Below are 21557 nucleotides of genomic sequence, written 5' to 3' on the forward strand. Positions count from 1 at the left end.
CAGAAAAATGTGCTTCAGACTTAGTCGCCATAAAGTGTTGAGCAATTTTTTTTGATTAACTCCATTGCCGCACGAAACGGGCCGGGGCCATGGCTGATACGGGCGACGCCGAGGTTCGCCAGTTCACTGACAGAGGGACAGCCAGACATCATCATGATGTTGATGGGTAAGGGGCATGTGTCACAGAGCTCTCGAATTAAGCAGGCATCTGTCAAGGCGGGGACAAAGAAGCCGTCTGCACCGGCATCGGCATAGGCTTGCCCCCGCGTGATCACTTCTTGCAGAAGTTCCTTTTGATCATCAACCTCACTGGCTTGCAGAAAAATATCTGTTCGTGCGTTAATAAAGATAGGTACATCCAGCGTATTGGATGCTTTTTTGGCTGCTGCAACCCGAGCAACTTGATCTTCGATACTATAGAGCCCTTTGCCATCGATAATCTGATCTTCAAAATTAACGCCGACGGCACTATTTTGTCCTGCAAGGATTACAGATTGTGCAACCTGTTCTGGTGATCTGCCATAGCCGGCTTCAAGGTCCATAGAGACAGGAATATCGACGCTATTGCATATGCGGTTGATGTTTTCCATGGCAAGATTGCGGGGGAGCTTTTCGCCATCTGGGAAACCAAAGGCTTCTGCGACAGACCAGCTCCCTGTTGCAATTGCTGGGGCACCTGAACTGGCGGCGATTTTGGCTGTTCCGGGATCCCAGATATTATAAAGCACCAGCGGGTTGCCCTTTTCGTGCAGGTTGCGAAAGTTTTCGGCTTTTTCTTGAAGGGATGACATGATGATGGCTCCTGTAAAAATAGTATAATCGGTATAAAGTCAGTTGTATTCCTGCCCAAGCTATAGCTTTCTGTTCTGATAAAAGCTGGTCGAAATCGGACCTGGTCATTTTTTCTGCTCTGTAAAGTGTTTTGATGCTGGTTATAGTAGGCTTATGATAAAAGAGATTGATCATTTTAATGAATACAATGCGGCACGTTTAAGACGCGATCCGGCCTATGACGGTGTCTTTTTTGTGGGTGTTTTTACCACAGGGATCTATTGTCGACCGGTTTGTCCTGCGCGGTTACCAATGACCAAAAATGTACAGTTTTTTGAGACAGCCCCCGCTGCAGAAGCGGTGGGATTGCGCCCCTGTTTGCGGTGTCGTCCTGAAACGGCACCTTTTAGTCCGGCTTGGGAGGGATCAAAGACGACTGTTAATCGTGCCCTGAAGCTCATTAAAGGTGGGGCGCTGGATGAAGGCTCGGTAGAAGAGCTTTCTGATCGTCTTGGTGTGGGGTCGCGTCAGCTGGCTCGTCTGTTTCAAAAACACTTCGGGGCCAGCCCGTCGCAGGCGGCGCAAACCTATCGTGTGCAACGGGCCAAACGTCTTTTAAACGATAGCAATATGTCTATGACCGAAATTGCCTTTGCTGCGGGGTTTGGCAGCTTGCGTCGGTTTAATGCAGTGTTTTCTGCTCTTTATGGAAGATCACCAACATCCATGAGAAGAAAATAACTTTCCCTTCCATAAACCTTTTGATCATCTGAGAATATGATTTGGTGTTACGGGTGTGTTTTCAAATAACTCTGATTTGTACGCGTTATTTTGCTTTTGCTTCTTTTTCAGCAGCCAATCTCAATGCTCTTAATCGGTCGGTTTTGTCCTGAATTTTCTTTTCTCTGGCTTCTTTTTCTTTGATGAGTTTGGTGTCGATATTCTTACCTGGGCTACGATCTCTAAACTCACTGTTATCGCCGCGTCCAATTGCTGCGATCATTTTGTCATCGGCATTGTTTGGTCGTGTTGATCCTGATCCCATTGCACTATCTTTCTGCTAGATGTTTTGTATCAAATCAAGAACACTTTCTGGCTTATTTGTAAACCAAACTTTAGGTGATGGAATTGAGCCAGATAGCTTAAGCGCAGATAAGCACGTTACAAATATTGCCCAATTTATTTCTCTGAGATGATTTTGTTCTTCGAAGGACTAACGTTTCTTCGGCCGTTTGGCCACACGTAGCAGCTTTTGAAACTTGGGGCATTCTATGTGGGATGGTGCGGAACAGTTGGCGACATGGCGCAGGGCTTTGCTGAGAACGGTAAGATCATGGATTTGTTTATCCAAATCATCCGCACGTGTCCGTAAGTCTTCTCTGGATAGGTCAGGTTGACCGTCCTCGCCAAACATCCCCGCGATTTCATCCAACGAGAATCCTGCGGATTTCCCCAGAGTGATTAAAGACAATTGCATCAATGTCTGGGGGGCGAATTGTCGCCGTAAACCCTGTCTACCAATGGATTTAATTAGACCAATTTCTTCATAATACCTCAGGGTCGAAGGGCGTAACCCCGTCTGTTCGACCACTTCGGAAATATCTAAAACACGCATATTTTTCTCTGTTATTGGATCGGAAGATTCAATGTTGAATTTTATCACTTGACCTCAAGTTAACTTGAACTTGTATGGTGCGCTCAACAGACGATTTGTACAAGAGGAAAGAGCCGATGACACAGTCTCGTTCACCAAAAGAAATCCCGGTTTGGCAAGATGGCAGAGCAATTGCTTTGATGATGGCTGCCACCCTTATGGTTATGGCAAACGCGACCATCAGCCCTGCCTTGGCTGGATTGGAACGTGCATTTATGGGGCAAGCCAACGCCGACCTCCTGATTAGATTACTAGTTCCGGCACCGTCGCTGACGGTTGTTATCTTCGCACCGCTTGCCGGGTACTTTGTAGACCGTTATGGCAGGCGCGTGATGCTGTTATCCGGTGTTGTGTTGTTTGTCATTACCGGCAGCGCAGGTTTTTATCTGCCCGATCTTGAAATGATCTTTGCCAGCCGATTAGCCCTCGGCATCGCTGTGGCCATGATTATGACGTCACAGACCGCATTGATCGGGGACTATTTCACAGGCGAGAAACGCAGTGCCCTGACAGGATTACAGATTTCTGCCCGAAATTTTGGGGGTTTTGTCTTTTTGACACTCGCGGGTTGGTTTGCCGTTAGTTCGCCGCGCCTGCCCTTTGTTATCTATGGTCTGGCCGTTCTTTACCTGCCCTTTATGTGGTTGGTTATCAAAGAGACATCAGATGTTTCCACCAAAAACCAAGCAGCTGCAAGCCATGTGAAAATAGAGGCCAGTGAAACTTATGGCCATAAATCGTGGAAAGGATTGATCGCGGCCTTAGCAGTACTACAACTAATGACAAACATGATCTTTTTCCTGATGCCAACACAGCTCCCCTTCTTCCTTGATAATTTGGGCTATGACAGTGCCGTTATGACGGGGGCAGGCCTTGGTGCTTTGTCATTAGCCGGGGGATGCGCAGCGTTATTCTATGGTCGGATTAAACGTGTCATGGGATATGCGGGGGCTTATGCGCTGGGTTATGGTTTTATGGCCCTTGGGTTTGCCATTCTGCCCTTTGGCGAGAATGTTATTGCGATCATTGCGGGATCGGTCGCCGTGGGTATTGGCTTTGCCCTTGCTGTACCAAACTTTGTGGGTATTGCTCTGCAAGTCGCCCCCTCAAGCCGCCGTGGCATGGCTGGCGGTGTTCTGACAACGTCTGTTTTCCTTGGACAGTTTTGTTCTCCATTCCTGAGCACCCCGTCGATTACCTCCTTTGGCTATAACATAACCTATCAAGGCACAGCTCTGTTGCTGGGAACAATCGCGCTTATGGCCGCCGTGAAACGAGGAATGGATGTCTTGAGTTTGCATGCGAAACAAGTTTGATTGCTAAGCGTTTTAGAACTTTTTGATCAAGTTCAGTATATGGTTGCGATTTTTAATTAATTACAATTTTTGAGCAACCTTATTGCGCGATAATAATTATTATTACACAACTATACTAGTTGAGTTGGTAATTATGAGTGTTGGAATTTAGATAGTGGCAGAACGGCGTAATTGGTCTCAGGAAGAAGTTCGTCATGCACTGGCGTTGTATTTAGTGACTGATTTTGGAAAAATTGATAACAGAAATCCAGAGATTATAAGGCTGGCAAATGAGTTGGGGCGATCTAAGAATGCAGTTGCTTTAAAGCTTGCAAACCTTGCTGCTTTGGATACATCCATTCCTCAAAAAGGGATGTCTAATGCCAGCAAGACAGATCGGGAAGTCTGGGATGAGTTTAAAAATGATCCATCTGCGATAATTGAAGCTTATGAAAAACAATCACATGGTAAAAGTAATAGTGTAAAATTAGACCCAGGAGGCTTAATAAATGAACCTTCTGGCTTAGCAGAGGTAGGCATTCATTTTGATCCTCAGAGGGGGCGAGACAAACAGGCATTCAGTAAGCAGAGAATTGGGCAAAATTTTTTTCGAAAAGCAATACTGAGTGCATACGGTAGGCGATGTGCCTTAACTGGAATTGAAGATGTACGACTTTTAAATGCTAGTCATATTGTTGCATGGAAAGATGATCATGTGAATCGTGTAAATCCGTCTAATGGCATTTGTCTGAATAGTTTACATGATCGTGCATTTGACAGACATCTGATAACTTTTGATGAAGATTATCGTTTAAAAATAAGAAATGACGTACCGCAAATTGCGAGAGGAGAGTTAGAACGGGTAGAATCTTCAAGATTGCATATGCCCAAACGATTTTTACCTGATCAAGTTTTTCTAGAACAGCATCGGCGTATATTCTACGAGAAAGATTAAATAGTTAAATATTGGCGCACCCGACAGGATTCGAACCTGTGACCTTCGCCTTCGGAGGGCCTTTTTAACCTATTGATGTCAGAGTAAATTTTATTTAACTTATTGGTATTAAATGTAATATAGTTTGGTTGAGTTTAATGAACATCATTCGAATCTAAATTTACTGTCCCAAAATTGTCCCAAAAAATATTTTAAGGAGATAGCGTGAGAAAACGTTTTTTAATTGGTGAGCTTGCCGATTATATCAATAACAGTCGTGTAGGTTCTGACCGTGAGGAAGTTTTTAAATTTTTAAGACATTGGATTTATGGTAATCCCAAAATATTTATTTCGGATGCTAGGTATCTAGAAACGGACTTTACTGAGGAAAGGTATTTAGATCAAGGTGCAAAAACTTCTTCCTTAGAGAAATATAACAAGACTCAATGGTTTTTACGTATGGGGCGCCCAGATATGTTTATTACTGAGGAGTATGCATGGGATACTGATCCAAGCGATTATAAGGTTGAGGGGCCGAGTATCGATTCACCAATAACTGGATGGTTTTTTCTCCTTTATTTAAATAAATATACTTGGGCTAATTTAAAAATTCCGAATTTAATAGAACAAACAAAAATATACAGCTTCGTTGTAAAGAAGTTTCTGAGAAAATCGAAATTGATGATTTAAGTGAACGGCAATGGGCTGCTGTATACAGAGTTTCTATGACATTAGAACTAGCTATTAGATATTGTGTGGAAGTGCACGGGACTATACCGGGCATGGTTAAACAGTTCTATGAAACTGAATACTATCGGGTTCCTTCTAGAGGAAGAAGGTATAAAGAGAGGCCAATTAAAGAAGTTTGTTTCGAGCATTTATGTTGGATTGTTAAGGCTGGTCTGCACAAACCTAGAGTAGGTGGGTTAGAAGAAGTATCTGAATTGATAGTTAAGTTATGGGATGTCGATAGAAGCCCTAAATCAGTGCGAAATGAAATAGAGATTGATTATCAATATTTACTAAAAAATATCTTATAAGTATTTGTTATTAATTGAATTATTGTGATTTTTTATATGGCGAAAAAACAAAAACAATAGAACATTCAGGAAATTTATAAATTTCTCAATTTGCATATTTCTCTCTTATTCATTCACCCTAATCGGATTGCAAGACAGTTTATTAGGAGTGATTCGAATGAGCAGTAAATACTTAACTCGAAAAGAAGTCCCTAACCGGTATCCCGTAAAATTTACAACTCTTGCTCAGCTCGCTTGCCGGGGGGCGGGGCCTGCTTATGCCATTATTGGGAAAAGCGCGGTTTATCGTGTTGATGATATTGAAGCTTGGCTAGAGGACCAAGTAATCGACCCCGGAAAAGGTAAACGAGGTCGTCCGCGAAAGAGAGGGCGTTGTCGGCAATCTCCTAGTGGAGCAAACGACAATGAAAAGTAATAATGTAAGGATCATTGTTGAGGGCAAGGATAGAGCCAGTCATATTCTTGATCCGCGATTGTGCAGAGTAGCTCGTGCGGCAAATGATTTACTGGCCGGTCCAAGTGCGGATATTGGCTTTCTGCATAGTACTTTATGTCAAAACTTTTTGCCTACACGACGGATGCCTGAAGAGTCACGTCTTTGGGAATGTACAAATGGAAAGACGGCCCTACAGATAGAGGCTGGGGCGGCCTTTGACCCTAAAGCTAAACAATGGCAGGAGATGCCTTTGCCCAATGGTAGTCGGGCAAGGTTAGCTTTAATCCACCTGAGTACAGAGGCGATTAAGCAACAATCTCCTGTCATAAAGCCTAACCGTTCTATGACTGGTTTTTTGAAAAAGGTGTTGAATAGAGAGCCAAACGGGCAGGATGTTTCCGAATTCAAATATCAGTTATCGGCCTTGGGTACTGCCACTATTCGAATGGCTGCAGGTGGGCGTCAAAGCCAGGGCCATATTGTTTCTGATTTTGACCTGATGTGGCTATCCCTAGGTAAAACGCGGGTGCTTTGGCCGACAGAGTTTGTTCTCTCTCGCGAATACTGGGCGACATTACAAAAACAAGCCGTTCCGATAGATCTTAAGGCCATAACAGCCATTTCTCATTCTGCTTTGGCAATGGATATCTATCTTTGGCTGACACAACGCCTTCATCGCCTGAAAAAGCCTTACCTCATATATTGGCCCTTGTTGTGGAAGCAGTTTGGACGTGGTTATGCTCGGTTACGAGATTTTCGCCGCAAGTTCATAGGCACTCTTTCAACCGTAAAGCTTATCTACCCTAATGCACGGGTGAGTGAGAGCCTTGACGCAGAGGGAAAGAGCCGAGGATTAATTCTGAAACATAGTCCGCCGCCAATTCCTTATAACGCGAAACTATCCACAGACGTTTAGTCGCGCCTTCACGGTCAAACGGTCGCGTAATTCAGATGATCTTACGGTCATTTGGTCGCGCAAACCTATATCACCTATATTTTAATAACCTGTAGTTGGAGAATAATTATGGGGACAACTCATTTTTTCTTAAATGGCAAAGGGGGTGTTGGCACCTCCTACACTGCATCTCTTTTGGCTCAACATTATATTGCCAGGAATAAAAGGGTTCTTTGTGTGAGTACAGAGCCTTGCGGAGGGAACTTACGACGATATGAAGCTTTCAACACAAAATGGTTTGATATTTATTGTGAGGATTCTTCTAATCCTAAATCTATCGATAGCCTCTTTAAGCAGATTTTACAGATGGATGATGACGCAGAAGTCATCGTGGATTGTGGAAGCACATCTTATTTAAGCATATGTCAGGTCTTAAAAGCGAAAGGCTTTATGGATGAGGCGCAATCCTTTGGGAAAAGGATCTTGCTGCATTCAATAATCGTTGGCGGGGCGTCTTGTATTGAGGCTCTTAATAGTTACAAATCTCTTTTGGATAACTTTCCTGACAGTCGTACGATTGTTTGGCTAAATAAGTATTTTGGAGAGGTGCGAATTGATGGACAAAAGTTCGAAGATACAAAATTTTATGCTCATTATTCGGATCGCATAGATGGCATCATTCCTTTGGGGCCAGAGAAAGATGGCCCGATGGCTTATGATATCAATCGAATGCTGTGTGATTACCTAACCTACCAAGAAGCCATCACCACATCGGATTACTATGTTATAACCAAGAGTAGGCTAAACATGGCTTGGCGTGATTTGAATGCAAAGCTTGATCAAGCGAACCTGTAAAACTGTATCACTTATAGACTTTATGTTGGGCTCAAAGGCATAGCTTTTGAGCTCAATCTTTTTCCCGATTGAATTCTGTCAAATCACTAATTGAGCTTAGCACAAACTCTCTACTCGAAGGGACTGGTTTACTTTCCGGCTCTATTTTGGATTGAGGTTTTGTTAGTTTTGGTCGGTGGTTGGCAGAACGAGTTTTTGGATTACTTTGATTTGTTGCTGCAGTAACCTCTTGTTTGATAACACGTGCTCTTAAGCGAAAACTGTTATAGCTAACGGTTATCCATCCCTTAGAGTAGAGATAGTCGTAAAGCTGTTGCATGGGAACGCCACGTTTCAGCTCATCCGCAATGTATGGCTTGCTGGCAAGGACTTCTATATTCGCTAGACCCCATCGTGACATTATCAATCCCCTCTTCAAATAGATCCTAAAATTCTATCTTTGAATCCATTATGTTAGAAGAAAAATCGACATCACCTTACGTATATTTTTCACATGCAAGTAGTCCGGAAACGATAAACGAAAATAAACGATTTTCACATTTTTATACGGGGGCAGGACATGGAAAGTGGGACCACTTTCCGAGATTTTTACCTATCTATGGAGAAGCTTATTCGCATTCTGCTCAACGACTTCTCTTGGATGTGCGTATAAATGATATGTTGAAAGTAACTTCCCTTAAATTGATAGCTTTACTTATTTTGCAAAGCTTTCCTATTTCACCGTTCACTATTCACCCCACCATTATTGGACCATGGAGCCAGATGATCCAGAGACCTAGGGCGAGGAAGGGGCCAAAGGGTAGCAGGCTGCTATCACGTTCTTCGCTGGCTTCTGTATCGAGCTCTTCTTCTGCCTGCATCTCGGGTGGCGATCCGGTTTTATCGATAAGGCGCGGCGATCTTTTCCTTAGCCTTTCACGGATCAAGTAGAACACCAGCGCAGAAACAGCGGCGATCAGGATCACAGAGGCAAGGCCCATCCAGCCGACCCAGGCACCGATGGCACAGGCGAACTTTACATCTCCCAGCCCCATGGCTTCTCGCCCGCGCAAACGGCTATAGAGCCAGCGGATGAGAAAGAACAGGCCGCCGCCCATAAGCAGGCCGATAGTATGGTGCACAAACAAATCAGGCTGCCACCAATAGCTAAAGCCAAGCCCCGCGAGGGTCAGGGGGAGGAGGAGGAGATCTGGCAGATAGAGGTGCTCAAAATCAATAATGGCGAGCACCAGGAGGCACCAGGCCAAAGGCACCCCGACCAATACCACAGGCCAGGGCAGAGCAAGAACGGCCCAAAGGCAGAGCCACAGGCTGAGCAGTTCAATCATACTGTCCCGGGTGCCAAAGGCAAAACCACAGCTCCGGCAGCGAAATTTCAATACCAGGGCCGAGATCAAAGGTACCATATCCAAAAGGTTGAGTGACCGGTTACAGCCCGGACAGTGAGATCGCCCGGTTAGGACCTGCTGCCCTAACGGCAAGCGCTGGCTGACGAGAGCCAGAAAGCTGCCGATAAAGGGGCTGGCTATAAGGAGAAAGAGCAACTCGGGTCTCATGATCGCGATGGTTTCTATCCTGGTGGGAGGGTGAAGTCCCATAAAAGGTGTATGTCAGACATCAGAAGAGGCGATAAAGCAGGATTAATTCTTTACACAGGCCCTGATTATTCTACAACTAAATAGCTACTCGAGCTTCCTGTCTAAGCCTTTACCGAGCTACTGATTTCATGTCTTTCGTGCCAAAAGAGCAGAGAAAAACCCAACGCGGATATGCCCTCTTGATGGTGCTGCTGGGGCTCGTCCTGCTCGCCCTGGTCGCGGCCCGTTTTGGCACCCTGGCCAGCACGGACGTCAAACTGGTCCGAAATCTGGGCGAACGTGCTCAACTGGATAGCCTGATGGAAAGCGCTGTCCTCAGAGTGATCGACGGCTTGCTCCAGGACCGCGCCGTAGGTTTCTGGCGCGCCGATGGATCAGAGTATCGCTGGCAGGAACAGGGCGCAGAAATCACAGTGATCATCTCTGATGCTCATAGCCTCTATAAATCTGGTGAGACGGTAGAGGAAGAGGTCGCGTCTGACCAGTCAGTTAACAACAAACTTCCTGAAAGTCCTGACAAATTTATGGAAAATGCTTCTGGGATATCAGTCGAACGTGTTCGTGTGGGAAATGGTTTAAAGCTATCAGAACGAGCTATTGCCAAGATTGAGTTGAAATTAACAAGTTTGGTAAATCAGTCGAACCTGCGTCAAAAACTCAAAATTCGTTTAACTGGGCCGAAAGAGAGGCCTTTCCATGAAATTTCCTTTTAATTCAATATTTATAAGTAAGTCACATCGTTTTATTTTATTATATAATTTATGTTTTATTAAGTAGGGGAGCCCATTGATCATTTAAGTTATCAGGGCCGAGAGGAATTTTGAACTTAATCAATCCATTCAATAACCCATCTTGACTCCTGAAAGTAGTCTTGAAGCGCTTCTCGATTTTCTACCCAATCGTCAAAGCCACTTTCAAAGGTTTGAACTGTAGAAATAATTACTAAATACCCGCCTGTATTTTCGGAATCATCGAGAACCTTAATAAATGCTCCCTTATCGTCCCCTTCAATAATTCGGCCGACTCTATTCAACTTAATAGTTTTCATAATTAATCAACCAGAGGTATATGGTTATTGGTTGTTGGCTTTCGAGCACCTGGTTTATAAGTCTCTAAATGCACATGCGGTACATTCGGGGCATGATTACCACTTAGAGAGTTGTTATCAATTCTAAACTGCTTTGTTCCATCAGCACTTCTGAAAACACCGCTACCCTGTTTGCCTATTTCTTTATAGCCGTCACCTACATGTTTCAAACCGGCATCCAAAGCTTCATCAGAGTTAAGAGAATACTTACTGGTTATATTTCCTTTACCCGATAAAGTTTCGTTAATAACGCCGTCAACTTTAGTACTTACTCCTTTTGCAGCTTTATTAACCTTATTTGCGACTTTAGCAACTGTAACCGTACCTGCAATGCCATTCCCGATAACAGGTATAGCTGATCCCGCATGTAATGCGGCATCTGTATAGTTTCCTCTAACAATGCTAATTGTTGCATTTGTTAAATCGACAACAATACCTATGGCAGGAGCTTGACCTGCAACGGAGAGAATATCTTGTAATTTATTCAACCCCTCAGGTGTAGTTAAATCTATATTAGAATATTCATCTATTGTTTCACCTACGATACCCCCAAATTTCTCGGCAAAAGCCTTAAGGCCTGCCGCACCTTTTGCAATAGCACGATTCCAGTCCCATTGCCTTGGTCGAGGCGTAAAGTAATCCCAAAAACTTTTCTCTTCTTCGATTTTCTCTGTTTCTTTTGGTGGAGCATCTATCATTCGACCATTGCCATCACCAATCTTCCCATCTTTGTTTAAATCTCGGTTAGGATCCTGGCCTCCTCTTGTTCCATCATCAGGAGGTCCTGACCTGTAAAAACCTGTAGGATCGGTGTAAGAGAGAGGATTGTTCCCTACATAGGAATAACGGTTAAAATCCTGTGTGGATAATGGATCTGGAATATTTGGATCCGCTGATAAGAACCTTCCCAGTTCCGGATCATAAACACGGCCATTCATATGAATGATGCCAACAGCGTCGAGATGTTCGTGCCCGGTAAAACCACGTGGGGTGAATGTTGGACGGATGGGTAGGGATGCTTCCTGCCAGTCTGCTTCCCGTCGTCTTCCGTGCGGATCATAGGATAGACGTTCTTCCACCAGTCCCAGCTCATCCGCACGGATATAGTGGATCTGCTCCATGGTACCGGACTGAACCCCGGCTGACGTTACAGGCGTGCGTTCTTCATAGTAGGAACCTACATAGGCAACCTCTGTGGTCGTGCCTGCCTCTACAATAGTCTGACGGATACGTGCCCGGTCAGGGCCATAGACAAAGGATGTCGCCGACAAAGAGGCCGTGGCATCAATGGTGGCCGGCTTGTTAAAGCTGGTCCAGGAGACGGAACGTCCGCCACCGCCTGTGAGGTTACCGTTGAGATCATAGGTGTAAGATCCACCCTTGGCTGTTGCCACCGCATGGGGACGCGCTGGATCATAGGTCAGAACCCCGCCATGACTGAGATCTGACTTCAGGGTCATGTTCCCGATAATGTCATAACCATAACTGGTTGAGGCCAGCTGTGTGCTGTCTGAAGCCTTGACCAAGAGATTGGAGGTCAGGCGGTTAAGCGCATCATAGCCAAAGGTCTCTTTACGATCCTGTACATTGTCCTGACGGGCTGTGAGGTTACCCACAAGGTCAAAGGTCATGGCCAGATCGAGCTGCAGGCCTTGTGCACCGGACAAACGGCGAGAAGTAACTCGACCGAGTTCATCTACATCGGTCCATTCTGTCAGGCCATTGCCCAACTGGGCTTCCCGCACGCGACCATCCGCATCCCGGGTTTTGGCTTTCCAGATCAGGGAACTGTCTGCTGTTTTGGTAATCTCATCCAGATAGCCGGTGGTTGTATAGCTGTAGTCCACAGCAAAGCCTGTGGGATAGGTCACAGTACCCAAACGCCCTGCGGTATCGTAGGAAATCGAGGTGGTATAATCCTTACCTCGGATCTTGCGTGTCGTACTGCTTGGACGGCTCAGGCTGTCGTAGTTATGGGTTTCCGCATAATTTGGCTGGCCAGCACCACCCGGCCCCGTCGCGCTATGCAATAGCCCAATCCCATTGGCGGCGGTATCATAGGTCCAGGTTGTGGTCCCTTCAGCTTCAACACGTTGGATCATGCGACCCAATACATCATAAGTCAGGGTATTGGTTTGTCCTTTGGCGTCCGTTTGGGATGTCAGTTCGCCATAGCTGTTATAGCTATAGGACCAGTATCCCATATCCGGGTCATCCATGTTGAGCTTCTTGCCCAGTTTATCATAGGCAATGGTCACGGTATTGTTCTTGGCATCGGTGGTACTGGTCAGATTACCAAAAGCATCGTAGGTATAGGCAATAGTGCCGCTCATGGTATCGGTGACCAGAACCAGTTCACCCCGCGCATTACTCTTACGACTTTCCGTTTCCTGCAACGGCGTTGTAATGGTCACGCTCAGGCCATTGTGCGCTGTGGTGGTCACGGCACCATTGAGATCGGTGGACTTCGTGACACGATTCAATACGTCATATTCACTGAGCGCCCAGTCAATGGAATTACTACCTGCCTTGTAGGGCGCGGATGTTTTGATCACCCGGCCAAAGCTGTCATAGGCCGTATCAGCATAAACGACAGAACCATCGGCCATCTGGCTTTCGCTGCGGATTTCACGTCCCAGTTTATCCACATAGACAGTGTTACTGGCGGCAATGGCTGTACCACTGGCGGTTTCCAGTGATTGCTGCTGAACACGCTCCACGGCACTACTCGGACAGGTGATCCCGGCATCAGAACACAGGTTATAACTTGTTACAGTTTCAGTTCCATCAGCCATTATCTGGCGGATATTGCGGCCAAAGCCGTCATATTCAAAATTGGTGACTGTACTATTTGCATTAGAGGCTGATAGAGTAACTCCAAACTTACTATCTATAGTTACAGATGTCGTATGTCCTTTGCCATTTGTAGAACTTAAGCCAAATCGACCATCAGTCCCATAATCTGAAGTTACTGTTCGAACGGTTTCATCTCTACCAGATACAGTTGTTGTGATAACATTACCAAAGCTGTCGTAGCCATAGGTGGTCACCATCTCTAGCTGGGCATCCCCCGGTTCAATAGTCGTTGTTGCAGGCAGGAAGGTATCGCCGTGATAGGTCATGGCAGAAGTGCGGGAGAGAGAGGTTTGATCCGCATTGGTGCTGGTGGTCACAACCTGCGTCGTGCGCCCCAGCAACCACTTGCTTTCGTCATTGCTAATGGTGGTGACAACCGAAGTACTAAAGGTCTCCACACCATCCGTAACCGAGGTATCAACCTGCGTGGCGTTATCATACTCGTCATAGGTATAGGTGACCGTCGTTGTCTTGACCAAACCAGCCGCCTGCACAGAAACGGGTGCCATCAAAGGCACCGCCAACATCCCCGCAAACGCCAGAGGTTTAAGTGATTTCAGGGGCTTCAGAGATTTCAATAATCTTTCACCAAAACCATGCGATGCATTCCCCAAAGCCTTTTGCCCCGAAGTCCCATGCCCTGAGCTTCTTTGCACAGCACCCCCAGCTTGATCAACCCCAACAGACATATCTTTTCCCCTCACAAGAACTGACCCCAGTTCTTCCATGCCGTTTATATTCTTACGCCTGGTAAATAAATCAGATAACAGTCCAGAGCAGCTCACCATCACGACGCCCCCCCGGAACCAGAGGCTGTTATCTCTGCCCCCCATTCGATCAGTACACAGCCGTCACTTCCCGGCATGCTCGGGTTTTGACCATGTCCTGCTTTTTTGGCAGGTCCCGCACCGCCTGCACCACAACTGGTACCTTCCAGTAAATAGCCTTCGCCGCCGTTACCGCCATTTCCGTAGAGATAAGTTCCCCCTGCGGTTGAAGATGGATCGCCGACAGTACCATCTTGGCCGTTTATGTTGATAAGCTCACCACCACTTGCGACGGCACCAGCTCCGGCTGCACCGCCTGCACCACTGGATTGATGTTGCGAGTAGCCGCCCCCGCCACCCATTCCAGGTGCTGCGGTTAACAAGCTGCCAAAGGTGCTTTGCTGACCGCTGGTACCATCTGTGTTCTTTCCAACCACAGGATGGACATAAATGGATGCTTCGGCCCCAGCACCAATCGTTACAGGGATAACGTCACCGGGGGCAACAGCCAGTATTTTCTGCACAACAGCACCGGCACCACCGCCGCCACCGCCGCCACCGGGAATAAAGGATCCTGAGCCAAACCAAGTCCCATTCTGACCACCACTACCGCCGGCCCCAACAAGCGTCACACGAACGGCAGTGACATCACTTGGAACAGTCCAGTTATGTGCCCCGGCAATTGTGTAGAACTGTGTGCCGGGGGCTGCAGGCGGAGCAATGTCTGGCCCATCGATGGTACGACCTGCCCATAGGCCTTCGTTTTTAAAGGTGATCAGATTGATACCGTCAAAGGCGATACCTCCGACACCCCCGCTTTCCCCGTTAAGACCAAAGGCTCCGCCGTCAGTACCGGCTACCCCAGTAGCGGAGCGAGCGTATTCGCCGGTACATGAACTACTTCGTCTAACACCGCCTGCACTACAATACCCACCATTAGTACCCATGACAGCTTCATTGTAGAATTGACCATTGCCATACCAGCCAGCCCCATGACCACCAGAACCACCGGGAGCTGTGCAGGTCACAGCCCGTAACCCACATCGATCGTCGTTAGCAGAGTAAAACTTATCTGAATCATATCCAGTTGCGGTTCTACTTGCTCCGTTGTGCCCACCGCCGCCGCCAGCATAGATGACGCCCGCGTTATAAACATCGAGCAGGATGTTGGTTTTTACGGCATGTCCGCCATCACCATTGTTGACGGTACCATAGGACCCAACGATGGATCCCTTATTGTCGAGGATGGCGGTAAAGCCAGTTGGTAGAGTACTAAAGTCAATGGCGTAGGTACTTGCAGAAGTGGAACCAACCACGATGTTTGGTTCCACGATCACCTTGACGCTGGAAACAGTCGCGCCATCCCAGTTTGTTTCTGTGGCCAACAATGTCGCTACATTCACATTCTCGGTGTGCGCTGCAATGGTGAGGGTGTAATCTGCCGTGCCAGTTGGATCGGTGTTGCCATTGCCTGGATTGATCGGTGTAGCTTCTTCTGAGACCTGACCGCCCCAGAGGCCCGCAACGTTAAAGGTGATGAGGCTATAGCCGTTAAAGACAATACCAGCGGTGGCCCCAGAGACATTGCCAATTCCAAGATCAGAGCCTGCCCCACCTGTGGCACCTGTCGCAGTTTGTTGATAACCAGTACAGTTCGGATAACCGGATGCAGGTGTTCCTGCAGTACAGCTTGCCCCTCCAGATCCTCCAGCTCCATTGGCGTAAAAGAGGCCAGCTCCATACCAACCAGCTCCCCTTCCACCGTTTCCACCAGCAGCAGAACAACTTACATCTTGTCCTTGCCAACAGCGGTCATCATTTGCAGATGACGAGTAGCTTGTTGTATTCCCATAGGCGGTGGCATTTGCTCCCTTTGCGCCCCCACCACCAGCATATATGGTGCCGTTGTTTGTGACCTTCAGTGGAACGGATGTTTTCACCGCATGTCCGCCACTACCGCCGTTCACGACACCGTAGTACCCAATGATGTCGCCATTGTTGGTAAGGCTGGCTGTTGAGCCCTGCGGCAGATCCGTAAAGTCCAGCGCATAGCTATCCGCAGAGGTGGAGCCAAGTACAACACCGGCATCTACAGTGACGTTGACATGAACTTTGTCGGTCCCATTCCAACCTGTGAGGTTAGCGGCAACATCGTAGTTCTCCGCATGGGCAGAGAGGGTAATGTCATAGATGGGGAGCGGATCAATGGGATCCCCGGTGCCCGGATCGGTCGGGGTCTGTCCATTGATCTCATAGGACTTGGCAACAGATTGTGCCAGACGCACACTTGTCACATCCGGTTTGGTGGTCACCTGTTCCCAGGTGTTTTCCTTCACCGAGATGAGAACCCCATTGCTCAGCTTACGGGTTGCCTTGGCAATCCGACGCGAGAAAGGCCAGTCCTGACGATAGTCGGTTACGGTCTGTGTGGTGCGTTCTCTGTCCGTAGAGGTGACCTTGCTAAAGCCGAGGAAAGATCCCCTGGCAACATCCCCGCGCAGTCCCTCATAGAGATAGTCGATATGGCGTTTCCCTCCAATACCGTCATCCCGCTCAATAGAGGAGACCACAGTCATCGCAGAAGTGTAGTCCTGTTCAGGATAAGTTGCCGCAGCCCCCTTCTTGTAAAGAGTACTGTCCGTGAGGGTTTTGTAGTGAATGCTCGAGAGGTGTCCCCGTGAATTGGTCACAGAATCCAAAAGCGCATAACGAGAGTTCAGGCTGGTTCTTAAAGACATACCGCCCTGTGTCACGCGCCCGAGATCCAACAGACCATCACCATTCCAGTCCCCGGTGATAATCGGGTAATCCCGACCATTGGCGAAGCTGCTTTTACCAAAATCATTGAGGGTGGGGTGGTTGTTCCAGCCTGTACCACGAGAAACATAGAACTTCACGTCACTGGAGCTCACACGGGCGACATCCACGAGACCATCGCCGTTCCAGTCTCCTGTGATTAGGGGATTGTCATTGCTGTTGGCAAATGATCCGACACTGAAATCGTTCAGGTGGAAGTTACCACTCATGCCTGAGGCGGATCCGAGATAGAAGGACATCCCCGTTGAGGTGACCCGTCCGAGATCACTAAAGCCGTCACCGTTCCAGTCCCCAGAGACCAGGGGATAGCTGTAGTTGTTTTTACCGAAGTCAGAAAAGGCTTGGCTTTGGGGCCATGAGGTGTTCTCGTCATTCCAGCTTAAAGTGACAGGCGTTACACACTCATCAGACGCATTACACTGCGTGATCGACACAATCTGGGAACGGGAACCGTCGTAGGTGGGGGGTGAGGATGAGCCGGATGCCAGGCTTGTCCCTGTCAGTCCTACAGCCAGTACTCCGGCCATAAAGGCGGCTCGAGCCGTTGTGTTGTTTATAGAGATTTTTCTGGAACGGTGCATTTGGAACCACCTGGCGATCTGTGAGTTTTTATCGGACGAATTATTGGGAATTTTTGCTAGCGGACCCATAGATCCCCTCCGCGTGAAGGGTGATAGTTACAGCCACCGTTGCCGCTTGGCACGTAAGTAGCTGCTGCGCCATTACATCCGGAATAATTGTTTTTGTACGCACGGTAATCGTAGTTTTTCCAAACGTTGATACCCCAGTTATTATTTGCGCCGTCACCTGCATAGTTTTGAGTTGATGTGTAGGTATATCCACAGACAGGGCTGTAGTTGTAGGCAAAGCTCAATCCAGTACCGGACTGGTTGGCTTTTTCACAATGGATGTCTCCGCTGCCGCCAACAATGTTCACCCAAAGGCGATCACTATAGAGAGAGTTAATCACGCTATCTTCGAGCTTTTCACCAAGTTGCTCGAAGTCCACGCGGTAGTTACCGTTTGTGTCGTGATTGGCCGCTTGAAAGTGGTGCTTGTTACTCGTACTAATGGAGGCAGCCAGGGTCCATCCGCCACCATTGTCACTCATATTACAATAGGCTTCGAAAGGTGCTGTTCCTCCGGCACCATCTGGATCTATCTGATAGTAACCGTTACCCGTGGAGCTTCCGGCATCAAGGATAGCTTTACAACTTAGCGGGGCTGAAGCGTTTGGATCATCAGGATAACCCGCAACTTTACTGTCATAGGTAAGACGATAGTCGCTAACCAGTGTTTCAGCTTCGTATGTCTGCACATTGGTGAGGCGTTTGTCCTGGTTGATCTTGGCTCCAGCCTGGAAAGAGCTACGACTATCTGCGCGAGTTTCATGGACAAAACGTACAGAGGAGGTGGCTGTCGTTCCAGCTGTGGCATTGCCGCCGTAGTCTATACGGTCAATACGGTAAGAGCCGTTGCTTTGGTCTTCGGTGTAGCTATAGGTAATGGCATTGTCTGAACGATCAGCCTGTTTGTTTAGGGCCCAGAGACGGGCTTCTGCTCTTGCGGTACCATCTGCTTTGATGGCCTCAATGCGACTGTCTGCAGTTGCGCCATATTCCAGGATCAAACCACCCTTGCTCCAGACCGTGAAGCTCTCGGGACCTGTGCCTGCTGCACCGTTGGAGATAACCTTGGCATAGCTTTCAATTTCAGTGCGGTACTCCGTACCATCGGCCCCATAGGCGCCAGAGACAGCGACCAACCTCTGACCATCCAGACAGAAGCGATCCTCAGTAGAGAAGTCGACCCCGTGGATCTTGCCGTGGGGTACCAGTCTCTGCCCACAACGGGTAATGGCAGAAAGTCCGGACAAGCCCCAGCCGATCCCTAAGGGTCCATTGCCTGCTTGAGAGGAATAGGACAGAGCCAGACGGGGTTCATTCCCCGCAATCCCAGGAGGAACGGAAATGGGAATGGAATAGGTTGCTGCCCCACTGTCATCAACGGCAAACTCCCCTTCTAAAGATCCGGCTACTGTTGAGGTATTACTCGTCTGGGCATAAGCACTAGAAACAAAGGCGACAGAAAGGCTTCCGGCAAGGCATAAGCCAGCCAGTCGCAAAGACGACAACAGAGATATTTTGATCCCCCCAGATCAGATAACCGAAAATACGGTCTAAAGGAAAGGTAATACACGTTATGCGAGCGATTTTACCTTAGAAAATATTCCCATAAAGTCAATCATAAAGTGTAGTTATTTATTAATGTCATACTGCTTACGTGCTTTGTGTTGAAATTAAGTGATTACCCCATCTTTTTAGCGAGGTCGGCTGCTTTAAGGTTTGTATAGCGTTTAAGGCTCTGAAGGTCTTTATGGCCAGAAACTGCAGCAACTTCCATGACGTTCCAGTTTGCTTCAAACAGCCTCGATATGGCTTCGTGCCTGAGATCATGAAAATTGAAATGTTCCAAATCTGCGCGTTTACGCGCTCTCTCAAAGGCATTTTTTATTCCTTCGGCGGTTGTTCGCAGAACTTGCCCGCTTTCTTGTTGTGGTAAGTTTTTCAGTGTTTTTATCGCAATAGAGGACAGGGGAACATCACGAGACTCTCCGTTTTTTGTATCCGGCAGGTGTGCGACGCAGGTTTCCATGTCAATGTGCTGCCATTGTAGGTTAAGTAATTCACTCCGTCTCATTGCTGTTTCTAGGGCTAGAATGATTGCAGGTTTAATCCAAGGGTTTCGGCAAGAATCAATAGCTGTCATTAATCTTGCTTCATCATCCCCGTAAAAACGCATGATGCGGTTATCATTAACCTTTGGACGTTTAACTTTCGTAACGGGATTTTCCAATAGGCCGAGTCTTCGCAGAGAAGATTCAATGACGCTGTGTAAAAGGCCGAGCTCTCTTTTTACTGTTCCTGGCGCTTTGTTTTCGTTCAGGCGTTTGTCTCGGTAACCTTCAAAATCTTCAATGGTTAGGGTTGCCATGATGCGACAGCATAGATCTTGTTCATCTTTTAAAAGTTTATTGAGACGCGCTATTTCAGCATCGCCACCTTTATGTTTTGGGGCAACTTCTTTCATGTAGCGAACGATGACATCTTCCAGAGTTTCTCGTTCACTTAGTGATCGATCAATGAAGACAGAGCGTGTCATTTCAGATTCAATAACAGACGCCCATGCTTCTGCCTCACGTTTAGAATCAAATGTTTTACTCTGAGCAGGGTAGCCTTGTTTGCGAATCTTGGCCTGCCATTGATACGCCCCACGTTTGGAAATAGTCGCCACTTTCCTGCTCCTAAAAGAAAAACTTTAGAAGATAGTGTCCCAAAATTGTCCCAAAAAGGCAAAGAAGAGATCGTCAAAAGTGTTAAATTGTTGATTTTATTGGCGCACCCGACAGGATTCGAACCTGTGACCTTCGCCTTCGGAGGGCGACACTCTATCCAGCTGAGCTACGGGTGCTTAAGCATAGGGCCAATAGGGCGGACATTACTGCAAGCTATGGACGAGGTAAAGGGGCAAAATGGCTGTTACCTTTGTTGCGGGTGATAAATTTGATGGGCTTGTGAAATTATCTCTGGGTGCTTTGTTTCTGTTTGTCTTTCGCTTTTTAGTCCTAATCTATCTCAATACGTATAGGGGGCGCATAAAGTTAGAATGTTGTCCGTCTCTATTATAATCGCCTCTATAGAGGCCTTGGAATTTCCGATACCTTTCCTATATTGCTTTGATAATAAGCTGAACGCGATGCGTTAGCGCTTTTTTCTTGTGTTTGACCTGTCCTTTGTGGCTTGTTGGGCGACAGTTTTTTGAATGTGATAAAGTGGCTGCACCTGATAGGTGGTATTTTATCGCTGGTTTGATGTTCTGATGTCGCTGGGATGGCGGTAAATTGGAACCAAAAGGGAGTTAGGAATGGCGCGTCAAAAACCAAGCTGGATGGGACCTGCAATTGAATATGGTCCAATTCTGATCTTTATGGGGATCTATTATGGTTTTGATCGTATTGTCGCTGCCTTCCCGCATGAGCTTCTCCAGAATACAACACAGTTGATTGCCGCGACTGTTGGCCTGATGATCACGACTGTGATCGGGATTGCCTTTTCGCTGTATTACGATGGCAAAATTCCAAAGGTTCCCCTGATTACCGCTGTGGTGGTGATGGTTTTTGGTGGGCTGACGGTGTACCTGAACGATGAAACCTTCATCAAGATGAAGCCAACCATTATTCAGACGGTCTTTGCCCTAATCCTTTTTGGTGGCCTTTTCATTTTCAAGCGTCCCTTGATCAAGCCTTTGATGCAAAAGGCATGGAACATGACTGATGAAGGCTGGCGTATTCTAACCATCCGTTTCGGTTTCTATTTTCTTGGTATGGCGGTGTTGAACGAGATTGTCTGGCGCACGCAATCCAATGATTTTTGGGTGAACTTCAAGGTTCTGGGATCAATGGGGTTGATGGTGCTCTTTATCTTTAGCCAGTATCCGGTCATCCGCAGATATCATTTGCCTGATGAAGACGAAGCGTAAACGTCTCGCTTTT

At 47.2% G+C, this 21557-nt stretch carries 20 protein-coding genes and 1 tRNA gene; 10 read left to right on the top strand and 11 right to left on the bottom strand.

Going from position 1 to position 21557, the window contains the following annotated elements:
* Positions 1 to 20: 20 nt before the first annotated feature.
* On the bottom strand, positions 21 to 791 hold the full coding sequence (locus ACN0W5_RS01160) for an isocitrate lyase/PEP mutase family protein (RefSeq protein ID WP_417452441.1): 771 nt from the start codon (positions 789 to 791) through the stop codon (positions 21 to 23).
* Positions 792 to 945: 154 nt separating this feature from the next.
* Between ACN0W5_RS01160 and ACN0W5_RS01165 the strand changes: the two genes are divergently transcribed.
* On the top strand, positions 946 to 1512 hold the full coding sequence (locus ACN0W5_RS01165; RefSeq protein ID WP_417452442.1) for a bifunctional transcriptional activator/DNA repair enzyme AdaA: 567 nt from the start codon (positions 946 to 948) through the stop codon (positions 1510 to 1512).
* Positions 1513 to 1597: 85 nt separating this feature from the next.
* Here ACN0W5_RS01165 and ACN0W5_RS01170 read toward each other — a convergent pair whose 3' ends face one another.
* Positions 1598 to 1816: a hypothetical protein gene (locus tag ACN0W5_RS01170; RefSeq protein ID WP_417431166.1), complete on the bottom strand. Its 219-nt coding sequence runs from the start codon at positions 1814 to 1816 to the stop codon at positions 1598 to 1600.
* Between the two features lie 168 nt (positions 1817 to 1984).
* A complete protein-coding gene (locus ACN0W5_RS01175; protein ID WP_417452443.1) occupies positions 1985 to 2386 on the bottom strand; it encodes a helix-turn-helix domain-containing protein in 402 nt (133 codons plus the stop codon).
* Positions 2387 to 2502: 116 nt separating this feature from the next.
* Between ACN0W5_RS01175 and ACN0W5_RS01180 the strand changes: the two genes are divergently transcribed.
* From ACN0W5_RS01180 to ACN0W5_RS01210, 7 genes are all read left to right on the top strand, one after another.
* Positions 2503 to 3741 (top strand): MFS transporter, encoded by a 1239-nt coding sequence (locus tag ACN0W5_RS01180; RefSeq protein WP_417452444.1) that lies wholly within the window; start codon positions 2503 to 2505, stop codon positions 3739 to 3741.
* Positions 3742 to 3895: 154 nt separating this feature from the next.
* Positions 3896 to 4675: an HNH endonuclease gene (locus ACN0W5_RS01185; protein WP_417452445.1), complete on the top strand. Its 780-nt coding sequence runs from the start codon at positions 3896 to 3898 to the stop codon at positions 4673 to 4675.
* A 204-nt stretch (positions 4676 to 4879) separates the two neighbouring features.
* Positions 4880 to 5344: a hypothetical protein gene (locus ACN0W5_RS01190; protein ID WP_417452446.1), complete on the top strand. Its 465-nt coding sequence runs from the start codon at positions 4880 to 4882 to the stop codon at positions 5342 to 5344.
* A gap of 35 nt (positions 5345 to 5379) precedes the next feature.
* A complete protein-coding gene (locus ACN0W5_RS01195; RefSeq protein WP_417452447.1) occupies positions 5380 to 5694 on the top strand; it encodes a hypothetical protein in 315 nt (104 codons plus the stop codon).
* Between the two features lie 157 nt (positions 5695 to 5851).
* Positions 5852 to 6109 carry a helix-turn-helix transcriptional regulator gene (locus ACN0W5_RS01200; protein WP_417452448.1) on the top strand — a complete coding sequence of 86 codons (258 nt, stop codon included), beginning with the start codon at positions 5852 to 5854 and terminating at the stop codon, positions 6107 to 6109.
* Positions 6099 to 7046, top strand: coding sequence for a replication protein RepA (locus ACN0W5_RS01205; protein WP_417452449.1), 948 nt, complete (start codon positions 6099 to 6101; stop codon positions 7044 to 7046). Before ACN0W5_RS01200 ends, ACN0W5_RS01205 begins: the two co-directional genes overlap by 11 nt.
* Before the next feature lie 216 nt (positions 7047 to 7262).
* Positions 7263 to 7880, top strand: coding sequence for a hypothetical protein (locus ACN0W5_RS01210; RefSeq protein WP_417452450.1), 618 nt, complete (start codon positions 7263 to 7265; stop codon positions 7878 to 7880).
* A gap of 52 nt (positions 7881 to 7932) precedes the next feature.
* Here the strand turns inward: ACN0W5_RS01210 and ACN0W5_RS01215 are convergent, their stop codons facing one another.
* Positions 7933 to 8280 (bottom strand): hypothetical protein, encoded by a 348-nt coding sequence (locus tag ACN0W5_RS01215; RefSeq protein WP_417452451.1) that lies wholly within the window; start codon positions 8278 to 8280, stop codon positions 7933 to 7935.
* Between the two features lie 331 nt (positions 8281 to 8611).
* Positions 8612 to 9436, bottom strand: coding sequence for a prepilin peptidase (locus ACN0W5_RS01220; RefSeq protein WP_417452452.1), 825 nt, complete (start codon positions 9434 to 9436; stop codon positions 8612 to 8614).
* 170 nt (positions 9437 to 9606) lie between these two features.
* Here ACN0W5_RS01220 and ACN0W5_RS01225 point away from each other — a divergent pair, with 170 nt between their 5' ends.
* Positions 9607 to 10191 (top strand): hypothetical protein, encoded by a 585-nt coding sequence (locus ACN0W5_RS01225; RefSeq protein WP_417452453.1) that lies wholly within the window; start codon positions 9607 to 9609, stop codon positions 10189 to 10191.
* A gap of 113 nt (positions 10192 to 10304) precedes the next feature.
* Here ACN0W5_RS01225 and ACN0W5_RS01230 read toward each other — a convergent pair whose 3' ends face one another.
* From ACN0W5_RS01230 to ACN0W5_RS01255, 6 genes are all read right to left on the bottom strand, one after another.
* Positions 10305 to 10526: a hypothetical protein gene (locus ACN0W5_RS01230; RefSeq protein WP_417452454.1), complete on the bottom strand. Its 222-nt coding sequence runs from the start codon at positions 10524 to 10526 to the stop codon at positions 10305 to 10307.
* 2 nt (positions 10527 to 10528) lie between these two features.
* Entirely contained in the window at positions 10529 to 14110 is a 3582-nt protein-coding gene (locus ACN0W5_RS01235) for an RHS repeat-associated core domain-containing protein (protein WP_417452455.1), read from the bottom strand.
* Between the two features lie 98 nt (positions 14111 to 14208).
* Entirely contained in the window at positions 14209 to 17586 is a 3378-nt protein-coding gene (locus tag ACN0W5_RS01240; protein WP_417452456.1) for an FG-GAP repeat domain-containing protein, read from the bottom strand.
* 56 nt (positions 17587 to 17642) lie between these two features.
* On the bottom strand, positions 17643 to 19139 hold the full coding sequence (locus tag ACN0W5_RS01245) for a SpvB/TcaC N-terminal domain-containing protein (RefSeq protein ID WP_417452457.1): 1497 nt from the start codon (positions 19137 to 19139) through the stop codon (positions 17643 to 17645).
* 173 nt (positions 19140 to 19312) lie between these two features.
* Positions 19313 to 20299 carry an integrase gene (locus tag ACN0W5_RS01250; RefSeq protein ID WP_417452458.1) on the bottom strand — a complete coding sequence of 329 codons (987 nt, stop codon included), beginning with the start codon at positions 20297 to 20299 and terminating at the stop codon, positions 19313 to 19315.
* A gap of 100 nt (positions 20300 to 20399) precedes the next feature.
* Positions 20400 to 20476, bottom strand: a tRNA-Arg gene (locus ACN0W5_RS01255).
* A 453-nt stretch (positions 20477 to 20929) separates the two neighbouring features.
* On the opposite strand from ACN0W5_RS01255, the gene ACN0W5_RS01260 reads away from it, so the two are divergent.
* Entirely contained in the window at positions 20930 to 21544 is a 615-nt protein-coding gene (locus ACN0W5_RS01260) for a septation protein A (RefSeq protein ID WP_299373799.1), read from the top strand.
* Positions 21545 to 21557: the final 13 nt, after the last annotated feature.

This window comes from Kiloniella sp., from assembly GCF_048270245.1.
GTDB lineage: Bacteria > Pseudomonadota > Alphaproteobacteria > Kiloniellales > Kiloniellaceae > Kiloniella.